Annotated in this window: 16 protein-coding genes, 1 pseudogene and 1 other annotated feature; of the genes and pseudogenes, 12 read left to right on the top strand and 5 right to left on the bottom strand. The window is 51.3% G+C overall.

Going from position 1 to position 25839, the window contains the following annotated elements:
• Positions 1–15: 15 nt before the first annotated feature.
• Both KNP68_RS07900 and KNP68_RS07895 read left to right on the top strand, forming a co-directional pair.
• A complete protein-coding gene (locus KNP68_RS07900) occupies positions 16–714 on the top strand; it encodes a ferredoxin--NADP reductase (RefSeq protein ID WP_214714162.1) in 699 nt (232 codons plus the stop codon).
• A gap of 101 nt (positions 715–815) precedes the next feature.
• The gene (locus tag KNP68_RS07895; protein WP_214714160.1) at positions 816–2033 is read left to right on the top strand and encodes a hypothetical protein; all 1218 of its coding nucleotides are present in this window, start codon (positions 816–818) and stop codon (positions 2031–2033) included.
• A gap of 8 nt (positions 2034–2041) precedes the next feature.
• Here KNP68_RS07895 and KNP68_RS07890 read toward each other — a convergent pair whose 3' ends face one another.
• From KNP68_RS07890 to KNP68_RS07880, 3 genes are all read right to left on the bottom strand, one after another.
• Positions 2042–2620 (bottom strand): anthranilate synthase component II, encoded by a 579-nt coding sequence (locus KNP68_RS07890; protein WP_029594898.1) that lies wholly within the window; start codon positions 2618–2620, stop codon positions 2042–2044.
• Positions 2617–3948, bottom strand: coding sequence for an anthranilate synthase component I (trpE, locus tag KNP68_RS07885; protein WP_029594899.1), 1332 nt, complete (start codon positions 3946–3948; stop codon positions 2617–2619). Before trpE ends, KNP68_RS07890 begins: the two co-directional genes overlap by 4 nt.
• A 56-nt stretch (positions 3949–4004) precedes the next feature.
• Positions 4005–4228 (bottom strand) — a binding site (T-box leader).
• 73 nt (positions 4229–4301) lie between these two features.
• Positions 4302–4583: a hypothetical protein gene (locus tag KNP68_RS07880; protein WP_051627691.1), complete on the bottom strand. Its 282-nt coding sequence runs from the start codon at positions 4581–4583 to the stop codon at positions 4302–4304.
• A 180-nt stretch (positions 4584–4763) separates the two neighbouring features.
• Here KNP68_RS07880 and KNP68_RS07875 point away from each other — a divergent pair, with 180 nt between their 5' ends.
• The 3 genes from KNP68_RS07875 to KNP68_RS07865 all read left to right on the top strand — a co-directional run bounded on the left by KNP68_RS07875 (position 4764) and on the right by KNP68_RS07865 (position 9789).
• Positions 4764–5138 (top strand): nuclear transport factor 2 family protein, encoded by a 375-nt coding sequence (locus KNP68_RS07875; RefSeq protein WP_029594901.1) that lies wholly within the window; start codon positions 4764–4766, stop codon positions 5136–5138.
• 153 nt (positions 5139–5291) lie between these two features.
• Positions 5292–6614 carry an Ig-like domain-containing protein gene (locus tag KNP68_RS07870; protein ID WP_021066423.1) on the top strand — a complete coding sequence of 441 codons (1323 nt, stop codon included), beginning with the start codon at positions 5292–5294 and terminating at the stop codon, positions 6612–6614.
• A gap of 763 nt (positions 6615–7377) precedes the next feature.
• Entirely contained in the window at positions 7378–9789 is a 2412-nt protein-coding gene (locus KNP68_RS07865) for an Ig-like domain-containing domain (RefSeq protein ID WP_144060661.1), read from the top strand.
• A 275-nt stretch (positions 9790–10064) separates the two neighbouring features.
• On the opposite strand, the gene KNP68_RS07860 is transcribed toward KNP68_RS07865, so the two are convergent.
• Together KNP68_RS07860 and KNP68_RS15360 are read right to left on the bottom strand one after the other, a co-directional pair.
• Positions 10065–11891 carry a hypothetical protein gene (locus tag KNP68_RS07860; protein ID WP_214714156.1) on the bottom strand — a complete coding sequence of 609 codons (1827 nt, stop codon included), beginning with the start codon at positions 11889–11891 and terminating at the stop codon, positions 10065–10067.
• A gap of 149 nt (positions 11892–12040) precedes the next feature.
• Positions 12041–12159, bottom strand: a pseudogene (locus KNP68_RS15360) (transposase); the annotation flags it as partial.
• Positions 12160–12385: 226 nt separating this feature from the next.
• On the opposite strand from KNP68_RS15360, the gene KNP68_RS07855 reads away from it, so the two are divergent.
• The 7 genes from KNP68_RS07855 (at position 12386) to KNP68_RS07825 (ending at position 25796) form a co-directional block, all read left to right on the top strand.
• The gene (locus KNP68_RS07855) at positions 12386–12886 is read left to right on the top strand and encodes a hypothetical protein (RefSeq protein WP_214714154.1); all 501 of its coding nucleotides are present in this window, start codon (positions 12386–12388) and stop codon (positions 12884–12886) included.
• 73 nt (positions 12887–12959) lie between these two features.
• On the top strand, positions 12960–14912 hold the full coding sequence (locus KNP68_RS07850) for an asparagine synthetase B family protein (protein ID WP_214714152.1): 1953 nt from the start codon (positions 12960–12962) through the stop codon (positions 14910–14912).
• Positions 14913–15175: 263 nt separating this feature from the next.
• Positions 15176–17251, top strand: a complete 2076-nt coding sequence (locus KNP68_RS07845) for a bifunctional metallophosphatase/5'-nucleotidase (protein WP_214799281.1) — start codon at positions 15176–15178, stop codon at positions 17249–17251.
• A 199-nt stretch (positions 17252–17450) separates the two neighbouring features.
• Positions 17451–20135: a glycosyltransferase gene (locus tag KNP68_RS07840; protein WP_214799279.1), complete on the top strand. Its 2685-nt coding sequence runs from the start codon at positions 17451–17453 to the stop codon at positions 20133–20135.
• A 9-nt stretch (positions 20136–20144) separates the two neighbouring features.
• Entirely contained in the window at positions 20145–20471 is a 327-nt protein-coding gene (locus KNP68_RS07835) for a hypothetical protein (protein ID WP_214799278.1), read from the top strand.
• An 82-nt stretch (positions 20472–20553) separates the two neighbouring features.
• Positions 20554–23625 carry a CgeB family protein gene (locus KNP68_RS07830; RefSeq protein WP_214799275.1) on the top strand — a complete coding sequence of 1024 codons (3072 nt, stop codon included), beginning with the start codon at positions 20554–20556 and terminating at the stop codon, positions 23623–23625.
• Positions 23622–25796, top strand: coding sequence for a glycosyltransferase (locus tag KNP68_RS07825; protein ID WP_214799273.1), 2175 nt, complete (start codon positions 23622–23624; stop codon positions 25794–25796). Before KNP68_RS07830 ends, KNP68_RS07825 begins: the two co-directional genes overlap by 4 nt.
• Positions 25797–25839: the final 43 nt, after the last annotated feature.

The raw sequence follows: 25839 nt of genomic DNA, 5'->3' as shown, positions 1-25839 counted from the left end.
AAAGGGTGGGATTCGATGCAGATTTACTGGACACCGATTCAACAAGTCGTGGAGGAATCAAAAGACACCTACACGTTCAAACTTGAACTGCCGGCTGGCTTCACATGGGAAGAAGGGGCGCACACACACTTCGCGCTCGAGGGATTTAACAAGGAAGATCGACCGAACCGGACGTTGATTCGCCATATGTCGATCTCGACGTTGCCGCATGAAGGCGCAATCGGTATCACGACCCGGGTCAAACCGGAATGCTCGACGTTTAAATCAATCTTGCGTGACATGAACATCGGGGACAAGGTCGCCATCTTCAAGACGCATTCGAACGTTCCGTTGAAACGGGAGGGGAAGAACGTCTATCTGTTGTCGTCGGGTGTCGGCATTGCGACGTTCCGTCCGCTCGTGCTCGCGTATTTGGCGAATGGGGAAGGCGTGCCGCACCTTCATTCGTTGAACGTCGATTCCTCACAGGATTATCTGTTCAGCGATGTATTCGCGTCAACAGCCGCCTTCACGGCCGAGTTCGTCGACAGTCGTCCGGATTATTATCAGCGTGTCGAAACGCTCACCGCAGACAAAGATGGGTTGTTTTATGTGGTCGGTAGCGATGATTTCTTGCATGAGACGATTGCGACGTTGCGTCAAAACGGTGTCACGTCGGACCAAATCATGCTCGACAAGCATGATTTTCAATTTGAAGATTTCTTGAAAGCCTGACGCTCAGACCGAGGACACGTTCCTCGGTCTTTCTATGCATTATCGTACCTGAAGCGTTCATTTCCCTTTATACTAGATACAATGATTAAGGGGGAACTCACATGGAATACTTGTACATATTGCTTGGTATTGCATTCGTAGCGGTCACTATCCTCGTTTGGAAGAAGCGTCAGCAATTGACTGAAGAACCCGTCCCGCTCGACGCAGAAGTTATTCAAATTGAACCATCTAGCGCAGCGCATGAATTGGTCAAAGATGAGCAATCGGCAACCGTTTTGCCAATCGTATTGGATGACGTCTCAAATAAAGAAGAGATTACGGTCGGGTCAGACACGGTACAATTATTGAAACGGGTGGTTCAATCCGTCGGCGTCCCGGTTGCGATGCAATCGCTCGGTAAAAAACCTACGTACGAACTCGTCTTCTCACCTGAAGTGGAGGGCGCTTTGAAAAAAGGTGTCTATTCCTTAAGGAAATCAAAAGAAGACGGGTATTGGCGAGCCTTCGCGGTGGACGGGAAAAATGCAATTAAAGCGCAAGCGAATTTGAAACAAGTGAACCCACTCCAAGTGCGGCGAATCGCCTTAGACTTAGCGACGACCGTCGTCGCCCAGGAACATTTACGCGAAATCAAACAGGCACTAGACAAGATTGAGACGATTGTTAGCAAGTTGGTCACGATGAAACTGAACGAGTATCACGGACAAGCCCGTAGTTCGTTCAACTATTTGGACCGGGTGTACGTGTTCTTGAAAACAGATACTGTCGACAGCAAAATCACCCATCAACTTGAAAACAACTATAAGACGGACATCGATACGGTCTATGCGTTGCTCAAACATATCGATGGCCCACTCGGGAAGTTGTATGACCTGAAGAAACGGGCGCTCGTGTTCAAAGAAGCGACTAAAATTAAGGCAATGAAAGATGTCATCGGTGAGTTTCAAGAGTACGAAGAGCTCGTCTATATGTTCCTTCTTAGTCTACAAGGCGAAATTCATGCGATGCGCATGTTAGGTGATCCCGAAGAAACGATTGAACAAGCGACAAAACAAGTGAACGCTATTGGCCAAGAATTTGAAGCGAAACGACAATCGTTTCACCAAGGCTTGCAAAGCTTTGAACAAGAGTTCAAAGTGCGCTTCGCTTTGGCGAGCCGTGAACGAAATCAAATCCAGCTAATCGCGAGCGAACATGCGGCGGTGAAAGACCGGTCCGCGGCTCGAACGATTAACCTCGATTTCAAGGCAGAAGTCGAACCGAGAAAATTATTCCTCGTCTCGGACGGGGATGACGTCAAAGTGTTGGCGAATCGATGAATTAGTACTCAGACGGAGGACACGTTCCTCGGTCTTTTTGTATGGCAAATCTCAACGAAGCGCTCGAACAGGTCGCGTCCGTCCGGTGTGCCAATCGACTCGGGATGGTACTGGACGCCATACGTCGGGTGTTCGGGATGCTCGAGTGCCATGATGACACCGTCCGTCGTGCGAGCGGTTACGATGAGGTCCGTCTCTTGGACGACGAGCGAATGATAGCGCATGACCTCGCTCGGATTCCCATCGAACAAGACGCTCGGTATTGTCTCGATCACGGACGTCTTCCCATGCATGACCTGCTCGGCCCGTCCGACCGTCCCCCCGAACGCTTCGGCGATGACTTGATGACCGAGACAGACGCCGAGGATGGGGATGGTGCCAGACAAAGAGCGGACGACGTCGAGCGACACACCGGCATCCAGTGGGCCACCTGGACCCGGAGAGATGATGATGCCAGCCGGATTGAGGTCGCGGATCGCGTCGATTGTCAGTTCATCATTACGGATGACCGTCACGTCGCTGAACCGGGCGACATCTTGATACACGTTGTACGTGAACGAGTCGTAGTTATCGATAAGTAGAATCATGCGAACACCTCCAAAAGGGATTTGGCTTTATGCAACGTCTCTTCATATTCTGACACCGGGTCCGAGTCGTAGACGATACCGGCGCCCGCTTGGACGTAGGCCGTATCTCCTTGAACGACCATCGTCCGGATGGCGAGAGCGAAATCATAGCCGCCCCGGACGTCGAGATACCCGACGGCCCCGGCATATACTTCGCGTTTCACCGTCTCCAATTCGTCAATCAGCTGCATCGCCCGAATCTTCGGGGCGCCGGAGACGGTACCGGCCGGGAGACAGGCACGTAACGCATCAATCGGATTCAAGTTGTCACGCAGTTCGCCCTCGACCTCGGAGACGAGATGCATGACGTTTTTGAAGCGCTCGACTTCCATCTGTTTCGGAATCGTGACCGAGCCGACTTTTGCGACCCGGCCGATGTCGTTGCGACCGAGGTCGAGCAGCATCCGATGCTCGGCGAGTTCTTTCTCGTCTTTCACGAGGTCAGCAGCGTGACGAACGTCTTCTTCGACCGTTTTGCCACGGGGGCGCGTGCCGGCGATCGGGTTTGTCGAGACGCGATTTCCCTCGACGCGAACGAGACTCTCCGGGGACGCCCCGAGGACGATCGCCTCGCCTAGGTCGATATAGAATAAGTACGGACTCGGGTTCTGTTTCCGGAGCGTCCGATAGAAGTGGAACGGGTCGCCGGTGAACGTCGCGTCGATGCGTTGGGACAAGACGAGTTGGAACACCTCACCGGCGAGGATGGCTTCTTTCGCCTGCAAGACGCGTTCGACGAATTCATCTTTCCCGGTCAACACCCGTTCACTCGTGCGGACGACAGGGGCGAGCTCGTGTGTCTTCGCCGTCTCGAGTGCCAGTTTGATGTGGTGGAGTCGCTTCTCAGCATCATCATCCCCGGTATCGATCACGATGACCTGCTCCTCGACGTGATCATAGAGAACGACCGTCTCATATCGTTGGAACAAGGCATCTGGCAAACCGCGAGTCTCGCTAGGTGTATTCGGAATCGGTTCATAGACGCGTTGCATGTCATAGCCGATATAGCCGACGGCACCGCCGATGAACGGATAGGGGGCATCCGGCGTGTCTCGCGAAACTAGTTCCGATAACAAGGCGAGCGGGTCGTCCGTGTGCATCGTGCCGGATGCGTCGGTCAATTCGTTGCCTTTGGCGCGAATCGTCTCGACCGGATTGGAGGCGATAATCGAGTAACGGCCATGCTTGCCTTCGGCGCGGCTCTCGAGCAGTACTTTCCGATCTCCCTCTAATCGATGAAAGATGGCCACCGGTGTCAGTTCGTCGCCGTTGATGATGAGTTGTTTCATGTGATCTCCTCCTTAAAAATAAAAAAAGTCCCCCGCCCGACATGTCTAAAAAAGACATGAAGGACGGGGGACCCGTGGTGCCACCTTCGTTGGGGGAGTTCCCCCCCACTCATCGCGAACAATCATTCGCTATCCTCGGTAACGGGAGGACCCGTCAGAGCCTACGTATCGGTCTGAACGCTCAAAAGCCCATTCACGTGAGACACGTCACCGGTTCGCATCGACCACCGGCTTTCTGGAGACGAATCTTCACGCTACTCTTCTTTCTCATCGCGAGTTCGTATGAATGTTATCGTTACTTTAACGGGCTGAAGCAAGAATGTCAATATTGAAACTGTCAGAATGATTAGGGCTCAGGAATGTTTTTCTGTCTGGCGCTCAGTTTTCCGTTTACTGAGAAACGTATAGGCTACGAGAAACGAGGGAATCGGGAAAAGCCAATTCCAAGACGATGGAGAAGTGAGCGTCCCGTAGTACGCGAGGCCCATCGTCATTTCAATTGCGAGATTGAGCACCAACGTGATGAGCGGGGCGATATAAGACTTTTCGAATCGTAATGCAATAAGGACACCGGTCCCGATGGTGAGGATAGGGACGATGACGAGTTGCCAGATGAACGGGTCGATCAAATCCATAAGCATAGTCCTCTCGAAATGGGATTAACTGTATATTGATAAGTATACAGGGAATAGAGGATAAGAAAAAGAATACTACCGATGTGGTTACATTCAATCGAACAATGAAGATGACCATTACAAGTGAGACGACTCGAGCATACGAGTATGTTATGATGGACGCGAAAGGTAGGTACATCAATGGAAACAATCAACTTAAAACAACTTTCTGACGAACGGGCCGAACTTCAAGTCAAGGGCGACCTGGACGCGATGCGCGGCATCATGCATGACGAGTTTCGTTACGTCGACTCGAGCGGACGTCAGTTCGATAAAGAAACATTTTTAGACCAGTTCGTTGACCCGGCGTCTGTCCAGTGGATTACGCAGGAGACCGTCACGTTCGACGAGACGGTGGCTGGTGAGATCGCGCTCGTGCAACTGTTGCTCGAGGAGCGTTTCATTCTCGGGACGAACGCTTACGAAGGCCGGTTCTGGGTGTTGCATGTCTATGTGAAACAAGAAGACACGTGGCTCTGGCAAGGCGGCCAGTCAACAATGATTCATGAGGTGTGAGAACCGTGAACTGCTTTGGGAAACTAAAGCAGTTTTTTTGTGAAATCATTTACCTGATTTATTAAAAATCCGTCATTGTATGAAGTCGAATTATTACAATAGAATTTGGTATTCGACCAATTAACTGTAAAACCTACATAATGGAGGAAAGTCATGAATCATTCATCGTATTTGAAATTGTTCTTAGCCGGTTCACTCATCGTCTCGCCACTCTTGCCGCTCCAAGCGCAAGCAGAAGGATCAACAGAAGAACCACCAGTCGTCGAGACGGTCGACGTCACAGCACCGCTCGCACCTGTCGTCTCGACGCCACTCCATACGTCGAAGTCACTTGTAATTGAAGGAGAGGCTGGCACGACAGCATTGATCGGCATCAACAGCAAAGTGTACACGCGTGTCGTCACGGAAGCGGGGACGGCTCAATTCAACATGAGCCCGCAATCGGTCGGCAAACGGATCTCGGTCAGCTTGCGTGATGCCGCGGGCAACGTCAGTGAGACGACGGAAGTCGTTGTCGCCGTCGATCCGGCCGCACGTCCGGCGACGCCGAAAATCGGAACGGTCAATAACTCGGCTCGTCAAATCGTCGTGACAGGAACGCCTGGCGCGAAAGTGACACTCCAAGTCGGTGCAGCTTCGTACACGGCGCGCTATGACGCGAAAGGCGTCTATCGCCGTGCGACGGTCGCCCTTCCAATCGGAACGGTCATCCGTGCGACAACGGTCGACGCGAAAGGCGCGACAAGCGTCACGCGTTCGACGAAAGTCATTAAAGACGGTGTGGCTCCAGCACGCCCGCGTGTCGCGCAGAGCGTGACGACGACATCGACATCGATCACAGGGACGGCCGAGGCGTATGCGACAGTCTATGCCCAAATCGGAACGAAACTTTACAAAGCGCCGGTCATGTCGACTGGAAAATTCGCGATTAAAATCCCAAAACAAAAACGAGGGCAAGCGATCTCGTTGTATGCGATTGACGGCGCTGGCAATAAAGGCGGCACGCTCAAACTCGGCGTCCAACATGCGCTCTATAACAAGTTCTATCGTTTCCCAGGTCCGGTGACGGTCCACCGTGAAGTGCTCGATAGCTATGGGGAGTTCCGTTATGCGGAGACGTTCGCGCCGGTCTTCTACGGTTCACCGTCGAAAGCGAGCATGCAGTTCTTCCTCAACATCGAATCGGAAGATGGTTTCCTTGAAATGGACACGCTCCGCCTGAAAGTCGGCAGCAAGTCGTATAAAGTGAACCTTGATCAAGACGACATCGAGTACATTGAATACGAGGATGGAACGGTCGCGGAATACGTTGAGTTCAAACCGGATGCGAAGCTCGTCCAATTCGTGAAAGCGAATGTTCGTCCCGAGAACCGAATCGTTGTGACGGTGGAAGGCAGTGAGGACGTCATCGAATGGCCACTCTATGCTGCGGAGAAACGTGCATTCATGGAATCACTCAGTTTCGTCGGTTATTAATCCCCATCAGTTTTAATCGCCCTTCATAGGAGAAGGGCGATTTTTTTTGTTCTCAAAAATAAGGAGCATCGGTGTTGTGTACAACAACAATCCCCGTAATCCAATATCCATTTACTGGATAAAATCAAACACTTCTGCGAAAAGCCCTTCATTTTTTTGTGTATCGTCCATTGGACTCACCTTCAAAAGTCCTATTCGAAAAGTGTAATGATTTATTTATGAATCCAATAAAGCATGAACTGGTAACGAAATGGTTTATTAAAAAACGTTATCCACATAATTATATGGTATTTAATGGTTAATATTTATCTTCTATTGTAAAATCCAAAAAAATAATTGGTAATTATATTTTATTAGGTGTATTTATAAAAATCTAACCTGATGACGGAAGTCTGATCTTGAGTTTATTTATTGATAGCGCTTACTTTGTTGATTTAATGCGATTTTTGTTACACTGGTAATTAATCGAACGCAGAATGTTTATTCTAAATAAAATCATGAAAATGCATTATCATTTCCCTTTTTCGCTAAAAATTCGCTTGTTTCAACTGGAAACGTTATGTATATTATGGATGTAAGCAATCTGGGACGATGCATAGGCTAAAAGTCAATGTATGGTTTTAGATACCTGTTTTTGTATGACTCGAGTCCTATCGATGCTATACATAACTCGGGCAGTAAGGGTGTCTGAGGAGTGATCGAGAGGACCGAGAAAGTCGAAGACGCAGAAATCGCATTTTACCAAAGGGAGGATTTAAACAAGATGGCAAACAAAAAACAATTTGTCACAGCAGCGGCAGCGTTTGCAGTGACAGCGGCAGCAGTCGCACCAGCAATGTCGGCTTCAGCAGCAATGCCCGTCGTCAAGCTAGGTTCAGATTATGTACGCCAAGGCAATTTGGATGCAGCGCTTGACAAGAAGTATCACGGATCAGAGATCCACTGGTACAAGTCTTCAGTCAACATGAACAAATTGGGAGTCTTCCAAACGGCGGTTGGTTTCGTCAAAGGGAAAGGCATCAAAGTCGAGAAACGCATTCGCGTCTTGAACTATGCCCAAGAAGTGGTCGGACCGAAAGAAATGCTCGTCTTCGAAAAAGGGGAAGCCGTTTCAGGAATCCGCACACAGCCGGTCAAGTTCGCAGATCGCGTCTATATGAAACCAGGTTCATGGTCTGGTATCGACACATCGAAAGTCGGCGAGTTCATGGCGACTTTCACGTACACGAACAAAGCGTACGGAACGGTCTCAAAATCGTTCAAGTATAAAGTTGTTGAATCAGCTCCGATGGTGTCGAGCGTCAAGTTGCTCAATGCGAAGGAACTTGAAATCAACTTCTCGAAACCGGTAGACGCGAGCACACTCCTTTATAACGGCATGCTCAAAGATGGAACGGTCGAAATCGATCACATTCCAGACGCGCAACGCCTCAAAGGACTTCGCGGCACACTCTCGAAAGACGGCAAAACGCTCGTCGTTCGCGCCGAGAAGACATTCGATGGCCGCTACGCTGTGCTTGCTAGCTCGAAGATTGAAGGACTCGACGGTAAAGCGCTCGTACCGTTCAAAGAAATCTACACGTTCGAAGACAACGTACGCCCGGTCCTTAACGACCCTGAGTACCTTGAAAACAACCGCGTGAAGTTCACGTTCTCCGAGCCGGTCAACGTTGACTCGGAAGATGAGCTCGAGAAGAAACTCGAATTGAAAGATGCTTCTGGCGCTGGCTACAAAGTAGACGTCGACAAACTCTCATGGGACGGCAAATCGTTCATCCTTGACTTGTCAGATGCGCAATTCGTCGCAGGCAAAGACTACAAGTTGACGCTCGTCGGTCTCCGTGACTTCGCTGGCAACTTCATCTCGCCAAACCCAGTGACGAAGATCGTTCAGAAGAAAGTCATCGACGCGGTCAACCCTTCAGTCGTCGGCATGTCTTCGTCGAAACCAGGCTACCTCACAGTCACATTCTCTGAGGCTGTCTACGTGGACCGTTACAACCACGTCGCGAAAATCACGCTCACAAACGGCGAAATCGAAGCTGACCTTGATGACAACGCATGGCTCGATGAGTCAGGCAAAGTCCTCACTGTCCGCGACCACTCGTTCATCGGTCAAATCGACGTGAAAGTTTCTCACTTCCGCGACCTTGCTGGCAACTACGGCGCTGCGTCAACGAAATTGGTTAACTTCACGAACGATGAGATGGCTCCGACTGTGACAGATGCGAAAGTGGAAGTCATCGACGGCAAGAACCACCTCGTCCTCACGTTCTCTGAAGAACTCAAGCATGGTGCTTACAGCGACGGTAAGATGTACGGTTCGTACATCACGCCGAACGGTGTCGAGAAGAAAGTGGCGGCATGGACTGACGCCTCGTATTACTCGAAGAACCAAATCAAGACGCCAATCTCGGATCTTGAGCTTGGAAACTACTCAGTTAAACTTCCGGCTAACCTCGTGAAGGATGTCGTCGGCAACGAGAGCCTTGAGCAATCAATCAAGTTCTCAATTGTCTCGAGCCCAATCGAGAAAGAGAAGCCAACGTTCGATGGCTACTACTTCCAAGAGAAGGACAACAGCACGCTTTACCTCAAGTTCAGCGAGAAGCTCGACCCATCGTCACTCAACTTGGGCAACTTCTTGATTGAAGGCAAGGCAATCGCCGAGAAAGCTGTCTTCACGGATGAAGATCGCGACGTCATCAAGTTGACGCTCAAAGAAGGCGCGATTCAAACGACTGGTAAATATGCGTTCGTGATCCAAAACATCAAGGATGTAGTGGGCAACGTCATGGATACAGTCTCGTTGAACGAGAAGTTCGCGGAGAACGACCTTCCAGGCTTGACGTCTGCGGTCCTCACGTCGAACAACGTATCGGGCGACTACGCGGTCATCACGCTCACGTTCGATGAGTCAATCGCGAAGTACTCAATCGAAGATGGCTACGAAGACTTCAAAGTCCTCGTTGGCGACAAAGATCTCTCGAAATCTGCGACAGTCACAGAAATCATGGGATCGCAGTCGAACCAAGTCCAAATCACGATTGACCGTGTGTTGACTCCGGCCGAGACAGCTCAAACGCTCACGCTCAAACCAGGCGCTGCGTTCGAAGTCCTCGACCTCGAGAACAACAAACACCCATTGTTCACTTCGGTGAACATCGCTAAGTAATTAGCGTTGACCTTCATTGACCCTCCCTTAGGGTTAAATAGAGCAAGGCCTTCGGGCTGAGCCATCTTGAAACCGGTAGCGTTTGACGCTATCGGTTTTACTATGTCTAGTTCATCATCGTAATGTGTGGTTGACCTCGGATTTTGAGAACAACTCCGTTAAAGTAAAACCGTCCGATTATACGATGATTGCGGGGCAGTTCTCGAACGCCTGAGTCACGATTATCAGCCAACCGAAATAAGACAAGGTCATCCCGCGCGCGAGATGACCTTGTCTTATTTTTGTTTTGCGTCTTGATAGCCGAATGCTTTGATGGTCAAAGTATCGTTCAATTTTCCGTCGAGTTGCGATAAGATAATTGTCTGTTTTGGGTCCCAGCCGGCGAGGTCGACTGCGTCCGAACTGAGTCGGCCATCTGCCCAGTAGTTTTTATTGACTTGTAACGTGTATCCATACACGCGCTTGAGCCATTGGTTGTCGTTTGAGCGGATCGCTAAATATGAATTGGAACCGCGCAACCCTTTTACGACTTTGACTTCGAATGCAGGCGGTACTTGATTGTAAGAGTCGAGCGTCTTATCGCCAATACGAACGAGCTCTTCCCTATTGAAATGGTTATGCTCGTCGTACGAATAGCGTCCCATCTCAATAACATACGTGAAGCCATTAATTTTCTTGCCATCAATCGAGACAACACGGAACGTTCCGGGACCGTGAGGGTGATTATAGATAAAGTAGCGACCCTGTTTTTCCAGTCGCGCAAACTCGCTGACAGATTGTTCTGGACCTTTGAACGAGATTGTGATGAGGCCGGATTTTCCAATTAGAGCATTCACGATACGCTTATGATAAATCGGATTAGCCCAAGAATTATACTGGATGTTCTTCATCTGAATTTGGATTCGATTCGATGGATTGTTCAATGTAACAAACGGTTCACTGAACTGATTGAATTCAAGCGTGCGATCGACCGCACTGACTACAAACGAGATGTCGGATTTTGTCGTGAAGAACAACTTGTTTGGTCCGGCTGTCTCGTTCAATTTAAATGCTTTCACGTAGTCATTCATATGATTTGATTTATGTTCGATGTTCATTTGTTTAAGTAGCTGAGTGAGTTTAGCGGCAGTCACATTTTGTAATGCTGTAGCAATCGCCCTTTCGTCTGCGCCCATTCGTTTACCTTGTATCACAAGGTTTGGTTTAGTGACACCAAGTAACCCGTTCGGTCCATCGAGGATATGCGTTTTCGTTGGAGCGGATACAGCTCTGACTTTAAAGGTTGATGTGCCGCGCAATACGACGTCTGCATGTTTAACGTTTAAGAAACCAATCTCTCCATTGTATGTAATAGGTAAATCATAAGAGAGTTGAGCCTGATGGATGTCCCAACGATTGATTGTTCCTTTCCCCCGAAGCGTAAATCGCGTGTTTGAGTGGAATTGGTGAATCGTACCATTCAACGTGACGTTCCATTGTGACGTCTGTTTGTAGGGCTCGAACCCCCACCCTTCTAGGATCACTTGCCGGAGTGGGGCGGCTGTCGTAATTGTAACGGGTCCTCCGGGCAACTTTAAACTCTGAATTCGTGCAGCGGCATTCCGATCAATGATAATTGGAGTCTTGACCTGCACGAATTGGCCGAGTGCCAATCGTTCGAATCCCACGATTGTGTTGTTTTGTATGATTGGCTTTGCGAGCGTGCTTCGTAGCGCCACAGCGTTCTGTTTGAAGAAAGGGAGCAACGCCGGAGCGATTTTCGCGCTTTTTCCGTTGACACTGGCAATCTCAGTCCCTTTATATGTCATGACCTGATGATAGCTATCATGATTTTTGATTGGGATTTCAAGGGGCAGGATACTCTTGAACGGGACGTATCCTTTCGTCTTGCCGACTTGGACGTTGGCCCATCCGTTTTGTGTCGAGATGAGTGAGACGTTCGTGTTCATTTTGAGAGTTTGGATTGTTTTCGCTTTAGAACTTGCGGACACCTTCAATGGAGTTGACTCGAGCGTCTTATATGGAAACGACGACGCCTCGACGTTTCCCGTAATCAATGTGACGAGAGCGATGACGAAAACCATGAACCATTTTTTATACATAAGAATTCTCCTCCTTTAACAAAACCATTATATAGAAATGAGAGATTCTTTATTTCTAATGTTTATTAAAAATGGAAAATGAATTCTTGTTAACAGTGTAAAAGTTAGTTCATCACAATAAACCGTAGTTGACACTAGTTCGACCGATTTCAAATCTGAAGACTGTAGAAGAAACGTTCTAGGTTCCGGTAGCTATATGCACGCCGTTTGATGAGCTTGATCTTATTGTTTGTCCTTTCATCTTCCTGTTTGATAGTCGTGAAAGGATCGTTCGTCTCCCCGCAATCGGACAGACGACGTGCAGGTCACGCATACGTTTTGATGATGGACGAGACATAGTAGAACCGATATCACAGAACTCTATTGGTTTTACTATGTATGAAGCTTCAATAAATACATATTAATCCCAATTTATTATGGAAATTTAAAACAAGTACGGTATGATTATATTGTTCTATTTTTTTAGTGGATACTTTATAATTTGGAGGGGAATTATGAGTCGAACACAACGAAAACAGAGGCAAAAGTTTCAACTTCTCATCAGGACGTTCGTCCTGGTCTGTCTGGTATTAGTGGGGGTCATTTACGAACAAAACCAGGAAGCCGAGGCGGACGGGATGTTGCATCCGTCCACATCGGGGAGTGAGTTGAGATTCAGCGGCATGGCGTTGCGGCTTGATCCGCAAGGACTATACATACATGCGAACGGGAGTCATAAACCGCTCGGCTTCACCCAAGCCTATATTGAACCGACGCGGGGCTACATCGTTGTCCGGCGCGATCGGGCCGATTCGGTCGTCTCCATTATCGCCGAACCGGATGAGACGCTCACGAAACGGGGCATCACGATCGGGGCGTCCGGGGGTGGGACGGTGACGCATTTGTTTGTCTATCAGAACGGCGTCCAACTTAACATGGCTGATCCCGTGGATTATGCCAAGACGGCTGGCGTCTTCTCCAATATTTGGATGACCATTATCAGTCAGAGTCGATGAGTCGCCGGCACGACCGGTGCTCGTCTTTTTTTGGAATCGAGGAACGAATTTTCTATAGAATGAGGGAAAAACGATGCAAGCTTATCAACGTGGATTTTTAATGACCGCCACACGGCTAAACCGTGAAGAATGGGAAACAATCACTTTGCCGAATGGCGATTTCTTCTATTATGACCCGCTCAGTCCGGTCGACTTGATTCAAGAAGGCGACCGTTGGCTGCTCGCTTTCGGGGACATCCTCGACATCCGAGCGCGACAGCGTGACCGGATAGGGGTGCTCGAACGATTGAACGGGCAAGACGTGGATACCTTCCATGAAACGCTTGACTTCATGGGTGGCCGCTACGTGTTGATTCGGGGTGATGAAACATCGGTTCGCCTCTATCATGATGCCACCGGGATGCGAGGTGTCTACTTCACGACGGAAGCACCGCTCCGAGCGGCGTCGCATCTCGAACTGTTACAAGAAGACGTCCAGTCTGAGGCGCACCCGCTCTGTTCGGACGAGTTGCGACACCATAACCATTATCACTTGCCAGGTCATTTCACGATTTATAAGTCGATTCGAATTCTCGTCCCGAACCATTTCGTGGACGAGACGAACCGGATGACACGCTATTATCCACGGCGTCCGCTCGATGCGTTGCCGGTCGAGGCGGCCATCGAACCACTTCGGACGTGGTTCGACAATCAGCTCCATCAACTACTCGAGTCGGACGAACGCATGATTTTCTCGCTCACGGCCGGGATTGACAGTCGTTTGTCGTTGGCGCTCCTCAAACCGTTCCTCGCGAACATCGAGACGTTCACGTATCAGAACGTGACGGAAGGCCATCACGTCGAGTCGCTCGATATCGATGTCGAAGTTGCGTCGATGATGGCGCGTGATCTCCAGTTTCGTCATCGCGTCATCCCGGTCGATGACCGGGCGTTCGAACGCGCCGAGGAGACGCGGTCGTTCCGGACGATGTTGCGCCAAAGTGTGACGTCACGTCACGGTCATGCCCACGCGTACGAATATATGAAACTGTACAAAGACCGGCCGACGCGTCACTTGCGCTCAAACATCCTTGAAATCGGCCGGGCATTTTATCGGAAGAATCGAACGCTGCCGGCCGAGTTCACGGTCGAAGGGGCGATTCGTTGCTATTCATGGAAGTCGCGGGAAGACGAGCGTGTTGTCTCGCTTTGGACGTCCTACGTGGCCGCGGTCAATTTGACGACTGAGACGCTGCACGGCTACGACCCGTACGACTTGTTGTATTGGGAGTATCGGATGGGCGTCTGGCACCAGCAAGTACTCGCCGAGAGCGATGTCGCGTTCGAGACGTATATCCCGTTCAACGCGCGCGCCATCCTCGAGCTGTTCTTGATGCCAGATTATGGGGATCGGTTATACGCCAAACTGTTCTATGAAGTGATCGGGAACGAGTGGCCGGTGCTCGCGTTCTGGGGTGTGAACAAGCGGGACACGATGCGTGACTATATGCATCCGACGCTCGACCAAGGGTGGATGGCGCTCGATGGGGTCATCACGAGCGGCCGTTTGGACAAGACGACGATCCCGTTGACCGTCCGGCGCTTGACGACGAACGTGTCATACCACCTCGAGGCGAACACGATGCAAAAAGGCGACCATATGGCGTATTCACAAATCCTGACGACGAAACCGGGACAGACGTATCGTTTGAATTTGAACGTGCTCAACCCGTTCGAGAAGCGGTCGTCGCTTGGCTTGGGGCGGATGCGCTATGAGATTTGGGTCGACGCCGTTCTCTATTTATCTGAAGACATCGCCGCCTGGGGCGGACCGAACCAAGTTTGGGTCGAGTTCGATGCCACGGATGACGCGACGGAACTCATGGTCCGGACGGTTGCCCTTCGTGATTGTGGGCCAAACAAGTGGGGCGCGGCCTCGAAGATGCAGCTCGAGGCGCTCCGTCTCCAAGAAATCGAGCACGGGCATTTGAAGGCAGGGGCGTCGAGTCCGTTCACCCAGCTTCATGAACTGATTGAAACCGAATAAGGTCTTTTTGCCTATCGTATTTTAATTTCCATGGAATCCCTCGATGTTGCAATCGGGGGATTTTTTGGAAAAGATACACGGAATTAACGAAAAATTAATTGTATTTACTAGTGGAATTGGATATGTTTAGAGAGGAAAGTGGTCTCTGAAACGATAGGTCTGAAGACGGAATAGGGAGCAAGGCCGATTATCATCCGTCGGACATTGTAAGCGCTATCATTCGTTTTAGTTCTGCTTCACCACATTTGAAAGGGGAAAATCAAATGCTCACACGTAAAACGAACAAGTTGTACGCTTCACTCGCTGTGGCGGCTATCACCGCTTCATCGATCGTTCCGGCAGCGACAGCTGACGCGGCACCAAAAGTTAAGACGGTCAAACTGAAAGCCGACTTCGTCCGCGGAGGCGACCTCGACGCCACGCTCGACAAGACATATCAAGGTGCCAAAATCCATTGGTACAAATCATCGGTGAAGTTGAACAAACTCGGTACATATCAAACGGCGAAAGGGATCGTGGTCGGCAAGGGGATTAAAGTCGAGAAGCGTGTCCGCGTCTTGAACTATCCGGTTGCCATCGAACCGGGAGAAGCACTCTCGTTCAAACAAGGGGAGAACGTGCCGAGCGCACTTCGTCTCGATGTTCGCTTCGCGAACGGTACGGTCGAGCGTCTCGTCCGTGTTCACGGCATCGATACATCTAAAATCGGTTCGTTCACGGCGCATGCGAAATTTACGAGCAATGGCCGCACAATCGAAGCTGAACTTCCATATTCGGTCGGTGGGAACACGGTATCGTTCATGCACACGAACGACACGCACGCTTCACTCGACTTGGCACCAAAACGCGCGACAGCTGTGAAACAAGTCCGCGCCGAGAAGCCGAACGCACTCTTGATTGACGCTGGGGACGTTTTCTCAGGTTCGCTTTACTTCAACAAGTTTGAAGGAATGGCTGACTTGAAACTCATGAACTACATGAAGTACGACTTGATGACACTCGGGAACCACGAGTTCGATCTCGGTGGCGACGAAGACGGCAACGCCGAACTTGCCAAGTTCATCCGCTACGCGAACTTCCCGTTCGTCAGCTCGAACCTCGACTTCTCAGCAGACACAGACTTGAACCCGCTCTTCCGTGACGCGGTGACAGACAAGCCGTATAACGGTCGTCTGTATGAAGGTGTCATTAAAGAAGTTGACGGCGTCAAAGTCGGATTCTTCGGTCTCACGACAGAAGAGACGGCCGAAATCGCAAGCCCTGGCGACGTTCAGTTCCAAGATTACATCGCGGAAGCGAAAGCGGCTGTCGCGGCGTTCGAAGCAGCTGGCGTCAACCAAATCGTCGCCGTCACGCACTTAGGCTACGATGACAACCCGGCGGTCGACAACGATCAAATCCTCGCGGAAGAAGTCGTGGGCATCGACGTCATCATCGGCGGACACTCGCACTCGCTTCTCACGAAGCCGGTCGTCAAAAACGCCGAGACGGACAACCCAACGTTGATCGTCCAAGCGTACCAGTACAGCCAATACCTCGGCACACTGGACGTCACGTTCGACAACGATGGCAAAGTCGTTGCCCACGAAGGTGCAGTCATTGACGTATCGAAACTTGAAGCGGACGCGAAAGCGACACAGCTCCTCGCGCCGTTCAAAGAAGAAGTAGATGAGTTGAAAAACCAACCGACTGGCGCTACAGCTAAAGTGGCACTCACGAACCCACGTACGAGCGACGTCGGCAACACGACGGGCGAGAGCGTCCGTAAGAACGAGACGCCACTTGGAAACCTGATTACGGACGGCATGCTCGCGAAAGCGAAGACGTTCAACGCAGATGTCATCGGCGCGATTCAAAACGGCGGCGGCATCCGTGCGGCGATCGATGCTGGAGATATCACGTTGGGAGATGTGCTCACGACGCTTCCGTTCGGGAACACGCTCGCAATCGCTGACCTCACAGGGACAGAGATTTACCAAACGTTCGAGCGCAGTGTCGGACCGCTTCCGAACGAAAATGGCGGCTTCCTTCACGTCGCTGGCTTGAAAGTGACGTACGATAGCTCGAAACCGTCAGGCTCACGTGTGACATCAATCGAGTACATGAAAGATGGCGCACTAGCACTTGTGGAAAATGGACCAACGAAATATAAAGTTGCGACGAACGCCTTCACAGCGAAAGGCGGCGACGGCTTCGCGGAACTCGGTGTGGCTTACACAGAAGGCCGCGTCCAAGACCTCGGTCTTTCGGACTGGGAAAACTTGCGTGACCACGTGGCAAGCCTTAAAACGGTGGAGCCAAAAGTGGAAGGTCGTATCGTCGATACAGCAGCCAAGTAAGCAGTCAAACTCTCCTGATGCGTCAGGGGAGTTTTTTTGTTATGTGATCAAAAAGTCGGGTATTACAAAAGAGGGGAACGGCAAGTCGTCTGATTGTCATCTGACTGAAATTGCTTGCCTATCTGATATTTGATACTATGACAGAGGGTGTAGGTGTGAAGCCTACGATACGACATGATGAAAGAATGAGGCGAATTGAATGGATGTAAGACGATTATTGTCCGACGTTCAAGTGCACGCGAAATGGGTACGTGCGGAACGGGAACGGATTTCACAAAAAGAACCGCTAGATGAAGGTGATGTCATTCTCATCAATGATTTGCCATCTTTGACGAAGAAAATGCAGCTCCCGTATTGGGACGACGAGAAGCTCGAGACGTATACCACCGGTCTCAAACAAGAATGGGACGCGGCGACCGAGCGTTTCCCGAACGACTTACCGGAATATCCGACATCGAACGGGACTGCTTATTATATGAAGAAACTCATCGATGTGGCGTTCGTCGGACCGGTCGAACGGGCCGAAGTATGGAACAACGTCTGCAACGTTCATACGTTCAAAACGGTCACCGAGTTTTTAGAGCTTATCAATGCAGGCGTGAACATCGAGTTCCTCATGATTAGCCCGATTTTGCCAGGGGACGAGGCGACAAGTTTTGAGCATATGGCGACACCGCGCTCGCATTCACGTCAATGGCTCGAAAATTTGATTAAGCAAGCCAACTATCGCGATATCCCGGTCGTCTTTCATACGGAGGCCGACACGAATCATTACGCGCGCTACGCATCCCTCGCAGCGAAGTGTGACGTCGTCTTCACGGCCAATGAAGAGCGGGTTCAAGATTACACTGAACTGTGCAAACATGATCGCGTCTTCGTCATTAAACCGTTCGTCAACCAATTGCTTCACAATCCCATCGGAATGACACGTGCCCGTTTGAACGACGTGCTCGTCACGAATGAGTTCCCGATGCGGAAACCGTTCATGGAGGATGTCGACAAATTGATGGATGGCGTCTTAGAGACAGATCACCGTCTCCATGTAATTAAATCTGACCGTGACAAAAATGAGGAGATTGACGAAGCGTACCTTCAGTATCTCGTCGCGAGCGAGACAGGTATGGACCGCTTGAAGAAGTCGGTCGATTGGGTCCTGCACGTCAATGAAGTGAAGAACAGCCCGACGCATAGCGCGCAGGAAATTTACGATGCGCAGGCACGCGGTAACCTCGTGTTGACGAACTATAACATTGCCGTCAACAACGATTTCCCGAATGTGTTCATCGCGACGGGCCGTCTCGATGCGAAACAGATTTTGAACATGTTCAAGACAGAGGACGAGAAGTACCGCCAACAATTAGCGGGCGTCCGCACGATTATGGCCGGGCATACGATGCATGATCGTTTCGAAGAGATGCTGTTCGCGCTCGGACTCGAGACGGAAGCACTCGGGTCACGTCCGATCCTCGTTGTTGGCTCAGGTGACGAGTCGCACCTTCAAGCCATGGTCGCTGACCAAACGTATGACAACATTCGTTTCCGTATGGCGGACGCCGTGACGGAGACTGATTTGCAGGAAGCGGCGTTCGTCGCATTCTTTGACTCGGCCTATACGTACGAGGCCTACTATTTAGAAGATTTGATTAATGCCTTCAAATATACGGACGTGTCGTTCGTGACGAAAGCGGCCTATTACGACGACGAGACGCTCGTCCCGGGTCCGGAACACGATTACGTGACGGACGTGACCGATGTCCATCGTTCCGTGTTCCTTGCGGAGCAATTGTCGCTCAAAGAAGTTGCGACACGGACACTGAAGAGCCGGACGTTGCCGGGTTATGCCGTCGACCGGTTTGAACTCGTCAAAAGTGAGGTCGTCTTCGAACCGAACGCACCGCGCGATTACAAACTGTCTGTCGTCGTACCGGTGTATAACAACGGCCGCTACTTGTACAACAAGTGCTTCTTCAGCTTGAAACGGAGCACGATGTTTGATGATATGGAGATTTGGCTCGTGGATGACGGTTCGACCGACAATGAGACGAGCCGTTACGTTGAGCGCCTGGCACGTGAACACGCGAACGTCTACACGTACTCTTTCGCAGACGGTGGTAGCGGCAGCGCCTCACGGCCTCGTAACAAAGGTGTCGAGCTGGCGACGACTCCATATATCGCCTTCCTCGACCCGGACAACGAGGCGGTCAACGATGGCTATCACGAGCTGTATCAATTGATGACGCGCGAACCCGGACTCGACCTCGCCGTCGGTAGCATGTTGAAGCTATCGAACCGCGAAGCGATGATTGAACTCGAAGGGCTTGAGAAAGGCGGTATCCGCATGATTGAAGACCCGCGTGCCTATCTGCTCGAGCACAACTTCAAAGTGCAAAGCATCCAGGCGATGGTCATCCGCCGTGACTTCATCGTCGACAACGGGTTGAAACAAGTCATCGGGGCGGTCGGACAAGACTCGCTCTTCTTCCAAGAGATGTTCCTCACGGCTGAACGTGTCGCGCTCGTCGACTTGACGATTCACGACTATTACGCGGCTGTGGCGGGATCGACCGTTAACACGATCACGCGTCGTTACTTCGAGAAATGTGTATTACGTGAGACGGCTCGAGCGAAGGCGTTTGAGCGCGAAGGGGTTCTCGATATCTATCGCGAGACCCGCTTCGAACGGTTCTTTGAGCTGTGGTATCTTCAGTTCATCCGCCGGTCGCGGGACGAGGATTTCTTCGGTAATGCTGAACTACTATATGCCATCTACGAGCAGTTCAAACCGCTCGAACCGAAGAGTCCACGCTTCAAACAGTTCATCGATCTGTATGAGAGCGGCCAAAAAAATGAATTGAAACGTCTGTATTTCGACGTATTCCGTTGAGGTGACAACATGAGTGAACAATTGAAACAAGAAAAGAACCTTCTTGAAATGCAACTTGCTGAACAAATCGAGGAGAATAAACGACTTCAACGTGAATACCGCATCAGAGGTCAACAATATCAACGTCTATTGCATCGATACGCCGAACTGCTCTATACAGTGGAATGGATTTCGAAAGAAGCCGCGAAAGCCGATTCACGTTATCAGCAGATGAATCGAAAATATAAGCAAGTCCAGCGTAAATATCAAGGGTTGACGCAATCAAAAGCCGGTAAAATACTTCTAAAAGTACGAGCCGTCCGTAGCCGTATCGGAAAAATCGTCAATTCGAAATGACCACCTGGGAGCGACATGTGATATGTCGCTTCCTTATTAGTGAAATCAAGGGGAACATCCCCGCAGTTTGGAGGAAAGACATATGGGTTGGCAAACGAAAGCACGTCGGGCGGCGCATCTAGGTTTACAGCGTTCACGTCGCGTCGGGAAACGCATCATCAATAAGACGCGCAATCGCGTGATTTCCCGCAAAGGAGGACCGATTGTCCCGAATTGGTACACGTCCTCGAATGCGGTTCACTTAGAAGGGGCAGACGTCATCGTCTCCCGACCAGAAGCGGTCGCGTTGGCATACCGGGCGGATGGGAAGGAAGAGGCGATCGACCTCAAGCAAATGTTCTCGAAATCAACGCGCCAGCTACATGTCCAATTTCGTGCGAAAGCGACAGGGGACGTCGTTCCTGTCGTGAAAGTCTCGCTCTATCAACGGAATAAGCACTCGCGTGACGTGTTCGTCTATAACCAGGCCCCGAGTGAAATCGTTTTGCTCGCGAACGAGACACGTGTCCGCTTCGCTGTCGAAACGGAAGGGAAAGGTTCATATAGCGTCATCGAGTTGAATGTGAACGGCGTCTCGCTTTGGGACGTGGAAGGCATGGCTTACCATATGCAAGATAGCGATTTCGACTATCGTATCGATTTGACGCCGAAACAGCTCGAATTGATTTCGGCCATCAATCGTGTCGTCGATTTCGAAGAAGATAAGCTCGTACTTAACGGCGTCGGGGGTCAATACGTCCACTTCGGGGTCGGCGAGTCCGCTCTTCCGCACGTGAACACGAAACGCGCCATCGACTTCCCGCTCGGCGATATGGACGACGACGTCTATCGTTTCTATTTAAAAGGGACGGTGAAGGGCACAGCGAACGCCTCGTTGTTCGTCGTCACGTATACGGCCGATGGACAAGATCAAATGATCGAGGTCCCGCTCGGTTTGAGCGGCATCATCCGTCTGACACCGAGCCATACGACGGTCCGTTATTTCGTCCGCTTGTCCGGCCACGGTGAACTGCATGGTTTGAAACTCGGTATGGTTCGCGAGAAGAGCGTCCGCCGGGAAGAGATTCTGTCGCTTAAACCATCGATGTGGACAGTGCCGACACCGGATACGATCAAACTGAAACACAAACAAGACCAACTTGTCGTCAAACTGAAGACGGGGGAGGGCAATCGTCGTTACATCTCCTACGCGGAGACGAACAATAGCTTCAAGCTGTTGCCGGTCGACTTCTTGTTCGACGTCAAATCGAACAGCCGTTACCGGGTCACGCTCGACGGCGAGATGGGCGAAGGGACGAACGTTGTCCTCTATATCATCACGTATTCGACGGAAGGCCGTTTGAACATGCAGCAAGTCCAGCTCGGGTCAGAAAAGATTTTCGAGTTCGAGAAAGAGGCACGCCGTCTCCGCTTCGCGCTTCGCGTCGACGGTGATGGAGAAGCGGTCATCGACCGGATCCGTGTGACCGAAGAGATTATTAGCGACCGCACGCGGAGCCCGGAATGGCTCGATGTGCGCGAGGCCCGTCTCTTCCGTGCCGTGCCGCGGGAGTTGCACGAATTGAAAGTCGCGGCCATCTTCGATGAGTTCACGACAGCCTCGTACCGCCCGGAATGTGACTTGATCACGTTCACGCCAGATAACTGGCCGGCCGTCCTCGCCGATGAACAACCGGACTTCTTGATGGTCGAGTCGGCATGGAAAGGGAACGCTGGTGCGTGGGAGAAAAAAGTCGTCAAATACGGAACGAACACGTGGGAAGAGCTTGATGGTCTGCTTGAATGGTGCCGTCACAACAATATCCCGACCGTGTTCTGGAACAAGGAAGACCCGATTCACTACGATCGCTTCATCGAGACGGCAAAACGGTTCGACTACGTCTATACGACGGACGAAAACCGGGTCGAGGACTATATCCGTGACTGCGGACACGACCGTGTCGGTGCGCTCCCGTTCGCCGCACAACCGAAAGAACACAACCCGATTCGCTTGCCGGGGACGCGTGAACCATACGCCTCGTTCGCGGGCTCGTATTACGCGAACCGTCACGAGTCGCGTCGTCAAGACATGGACCGTTTGTTCGCCGCGGCGGACCGTTACGGCCTTGTCATCTATGACCGCAACTATGAGATGAACCAACGTGGTGAGACGGACCAGCTTCAATTCCCGGAACAGTTCCGTGACTCGATTCGCGGCAGCCTGAAATATAACCAAATCGCGAAAGCGTACAAAGGCTTCAAAGTCATGCTGAACGTCAACTCGGTCAACGACTCACCGACGATGTTCTCGCGTCGCGTGTTCGAAGGGCTCGCTTGTGCGACGCCGGTCGTCAGCACGCGCTCGATCGGTGTCAAACAGATGCTCGGCGATTATGTTTTCCTCGATGAAGGTGACGCCATGCTCGATGAGACGTTCAAGAAGCTGTTGACCGATGACGCGTTCTATGAGGACGTCGCCATGCGCGGGATGCGTCACGTGTTGACGTATCATACGTACACGCAACGTCTCGCCCAAGTCGTCGGGGCAATCGGTATCCCGTATCGTGTCGACCACGCCCGTGTGGCCATGGTCGCCATCGTCCGCTCGAAAGAGGAGATGGAGCGGGTCGTATCGATTTATGAAACGCAAGACTACAAGCATACACACCTCGTCGTGTTCCTCGATAAGTTCGACGGCTATATCGACGTCTATAACGAGTACAACACCGAGACGATTTCGACGTTCATGCTCAGTTATTTAACGCAATATAACGCCTTGTCTGAGATTTTGGACGGCTTTGAATGGATGGCGTTCGTGAACCGGGACGACTATTACGGCCCGTCGTACGTGTCCGACTATATTTTGGCGGCGCGTTATGCCGAAGCCAACATCTTGACGAAAGGCGACCACTATACGTTTGATGGGACGCTCGAGAAACAAGATGTGGATGCGAGCTATCGCTACGTGTTCGACGCCGTGCCGACGCGTTCGCTCGTCAAACCGGCGGCGCTCCGCTTCTACAGCATCCAAGAGGCACTCGACGTACTGACGAACGATGCGTCGCTACAAGAGTTGGCCCAGTCCGGCGAGCGGATCTTCAGCATCGATCCGTATCAATACGTGAAAGGCGGAGCCGATCTCTCCGACGAGATGGCCCAGGAGGTAACGTTATGACGAAAGCACCGCTTCGCGTCCTCGTCTATGGGGACGTGAACTTGAATTTGATTGACGGGTCGGCCATCTGGCTGACGTCCGTCGTCCATATGTTGAAACAAGACCCGTCGATTCACGTCGACGTCCTATTGAAACGCTCGATCGTCAAACCGGAAGTGACGGCGTCGATCCGGGAGTTGCCGAACGTGCGCTTCCTCGACGTGTTCAGTGAGACGTCGCCGAAGAAGGACGAGCCGTACTATGAGAAGAAAGTGCTCGAACCGTCTGAAGCGGCTCAGCTCATCCATGAGCTCATGATGAGCAGTTCGTACGACTTGGCCTTCATCCGCGGCTTCCAACTCGCCTACAACTTGTCGGCGTATGAGGACACGATGGCGAAGACGTGGACGTATATCACCGACTTTACTCACGACCATACGCAGGCGTCGGACGAGGAGTTGGCCCGCTTGAAGCAAATCGCCTCACGCTCGGCCCGCATGCTCTGCCAGACGTCGGCGATGAAGGATTATTTTGAGACGTTCCTCCCGACGGAGCGGCCGTTCCTGATTTTAAATCCGATGATCCCGAACGTGAAAGAGGCGAAGCCGTCGTTCACGAAACCGAACGATCGTCTCGTCTATACGGGCAAGTTCGCCCCGCTCTGGTATTCGAGCGAGATTTTGACCGCGTTCGCGAAACTGCGTCCGGTCCATCCGGCGGCCGAGCTTCACGTCGCCGGCGACAAGTTCAATCAAGACCCGAACAACCCGAACTTCCGCAAAGACGTGACACATCGACTCGGTCACGATCCAGGCGTGACATGGCTGAAAGGAATCCCGCGTCGCGACGTCGAGACGTTAATCGAGTCGAGTGCGGTCGGAGTATCTTGGCGCCATCCGGAACTCGATGCTTCGCTCGAACTGTCGACGAAGCTGCTCGAGTATGGTGCGCTCGGAAAGCCGGTGCTGCTCAACCGTAATCCGATGCATGAGCTCATCCTCGGGGCGGACTATCCGTTGTTCGTCAATTCAGAGTCAGAGTTCATCGACAAGGCGCGTCTCGCGCTCACGGACGCCACCATCTACCGTGAGGCCGCCAAGCGTCTGTATGACATGGCCCAGTATTATACGTTCACGAACACGCATGCGCGCCTCCGTGACGAGCTGTGGGCGATGAAGAAGTTGACGATCGTCTTCGCGGGCCACGACTTGAAGTTCTTGAAGCTGTTCATGCAGAAGTTCTCGGAGAACCCGCGCTTCAACGTGCTCGTCGACCAATGGGACGGCCATAAGATTCACAACGTCAATCACAGTAAGGCGTGCCTCGAGCAGGCCGATATCATCTTCTGTGAATGGGGACTCGGCAACGCCGTCTGGTACTCGGAACACAAGTTGCCGCATCAGAAGCTGATCGTGCGGATTCACCGTCAAGAGAAAGAGACACCGTTCCCACGTCAGTACAACTTGCATAATATCGACAAAATCATCCTCGTCTCGCCGTATATGCTCGAAGAGATGTACCGTCTGTTCCGCATTCCGCGCCACAAGATGACGATGATTTATAACGCCGTCGACGGGAAACGTTTGGCTCAGCCGAAAGTGAAACAAGATTTGACGTTCCACCTCGGTATGATCGGCGTCAACCCGAAACTGAAGCGACTCGATTTGGCGCTCGATTTGCTCGAGCAGCTGTTGCAACAAGATCGTCGCTATAAACTCTTCATTAAAGGACATCATCCAAACGAGATTTATTGGATCAATAAACGGGAAGATGAAAGAGCGTATTACGACAAGTTGCTCGCCCGACTTGAAGAGCCGCAGTTCCAGTCGAGCGTCCAGTTCGATGGACACGGCGATGATGTCGCCGAATGGCTACAAAAGATTGGCTTCGTCCTCTCGATGAGCGATCTCGAGAGCTTCCATTTGGCACCGGCCGAAGCGATGACGTCGGGCACGTATCCGCTCATCCGTCACTGGACGGGGAGCGAGACGATTTATCCGGACGCGTTATTATTGGAAGATGTGTCCGACGCCGTCGGCATCATCCGTTCGTACGCCGACGATTCCGATCGTCTGCTCGAAGCGGCAAAACCGCTTCAAACCTATGCATTTGAGCACTTCGCGGTCGAAACACTTGCTAAAAAGCTAGAACAGCTTATACTAGAGGCGTTGTCCGAAACTGAAAAACATTGATTTGTCATTAAAATGTAATTGCCCGGCTGATTTGTTCAAGAGT

Origin of the sequence: Exiguobacterium sp. s50 (assembly GCF_018618175.1) — a bacterium.
GTDB classification, from domain to species: domain Bacteria; phylum Bacillota; class Bacilli; order Exiguobacteriales; family Exiguobacteriaceae; genus Exiguobacterium; species Exiguobacterium chiriqhucha.
Note: the sequence above shows the minus strand (reverse complement) of the source record. Positions and strands in the feature narration are given on the sequence as shown.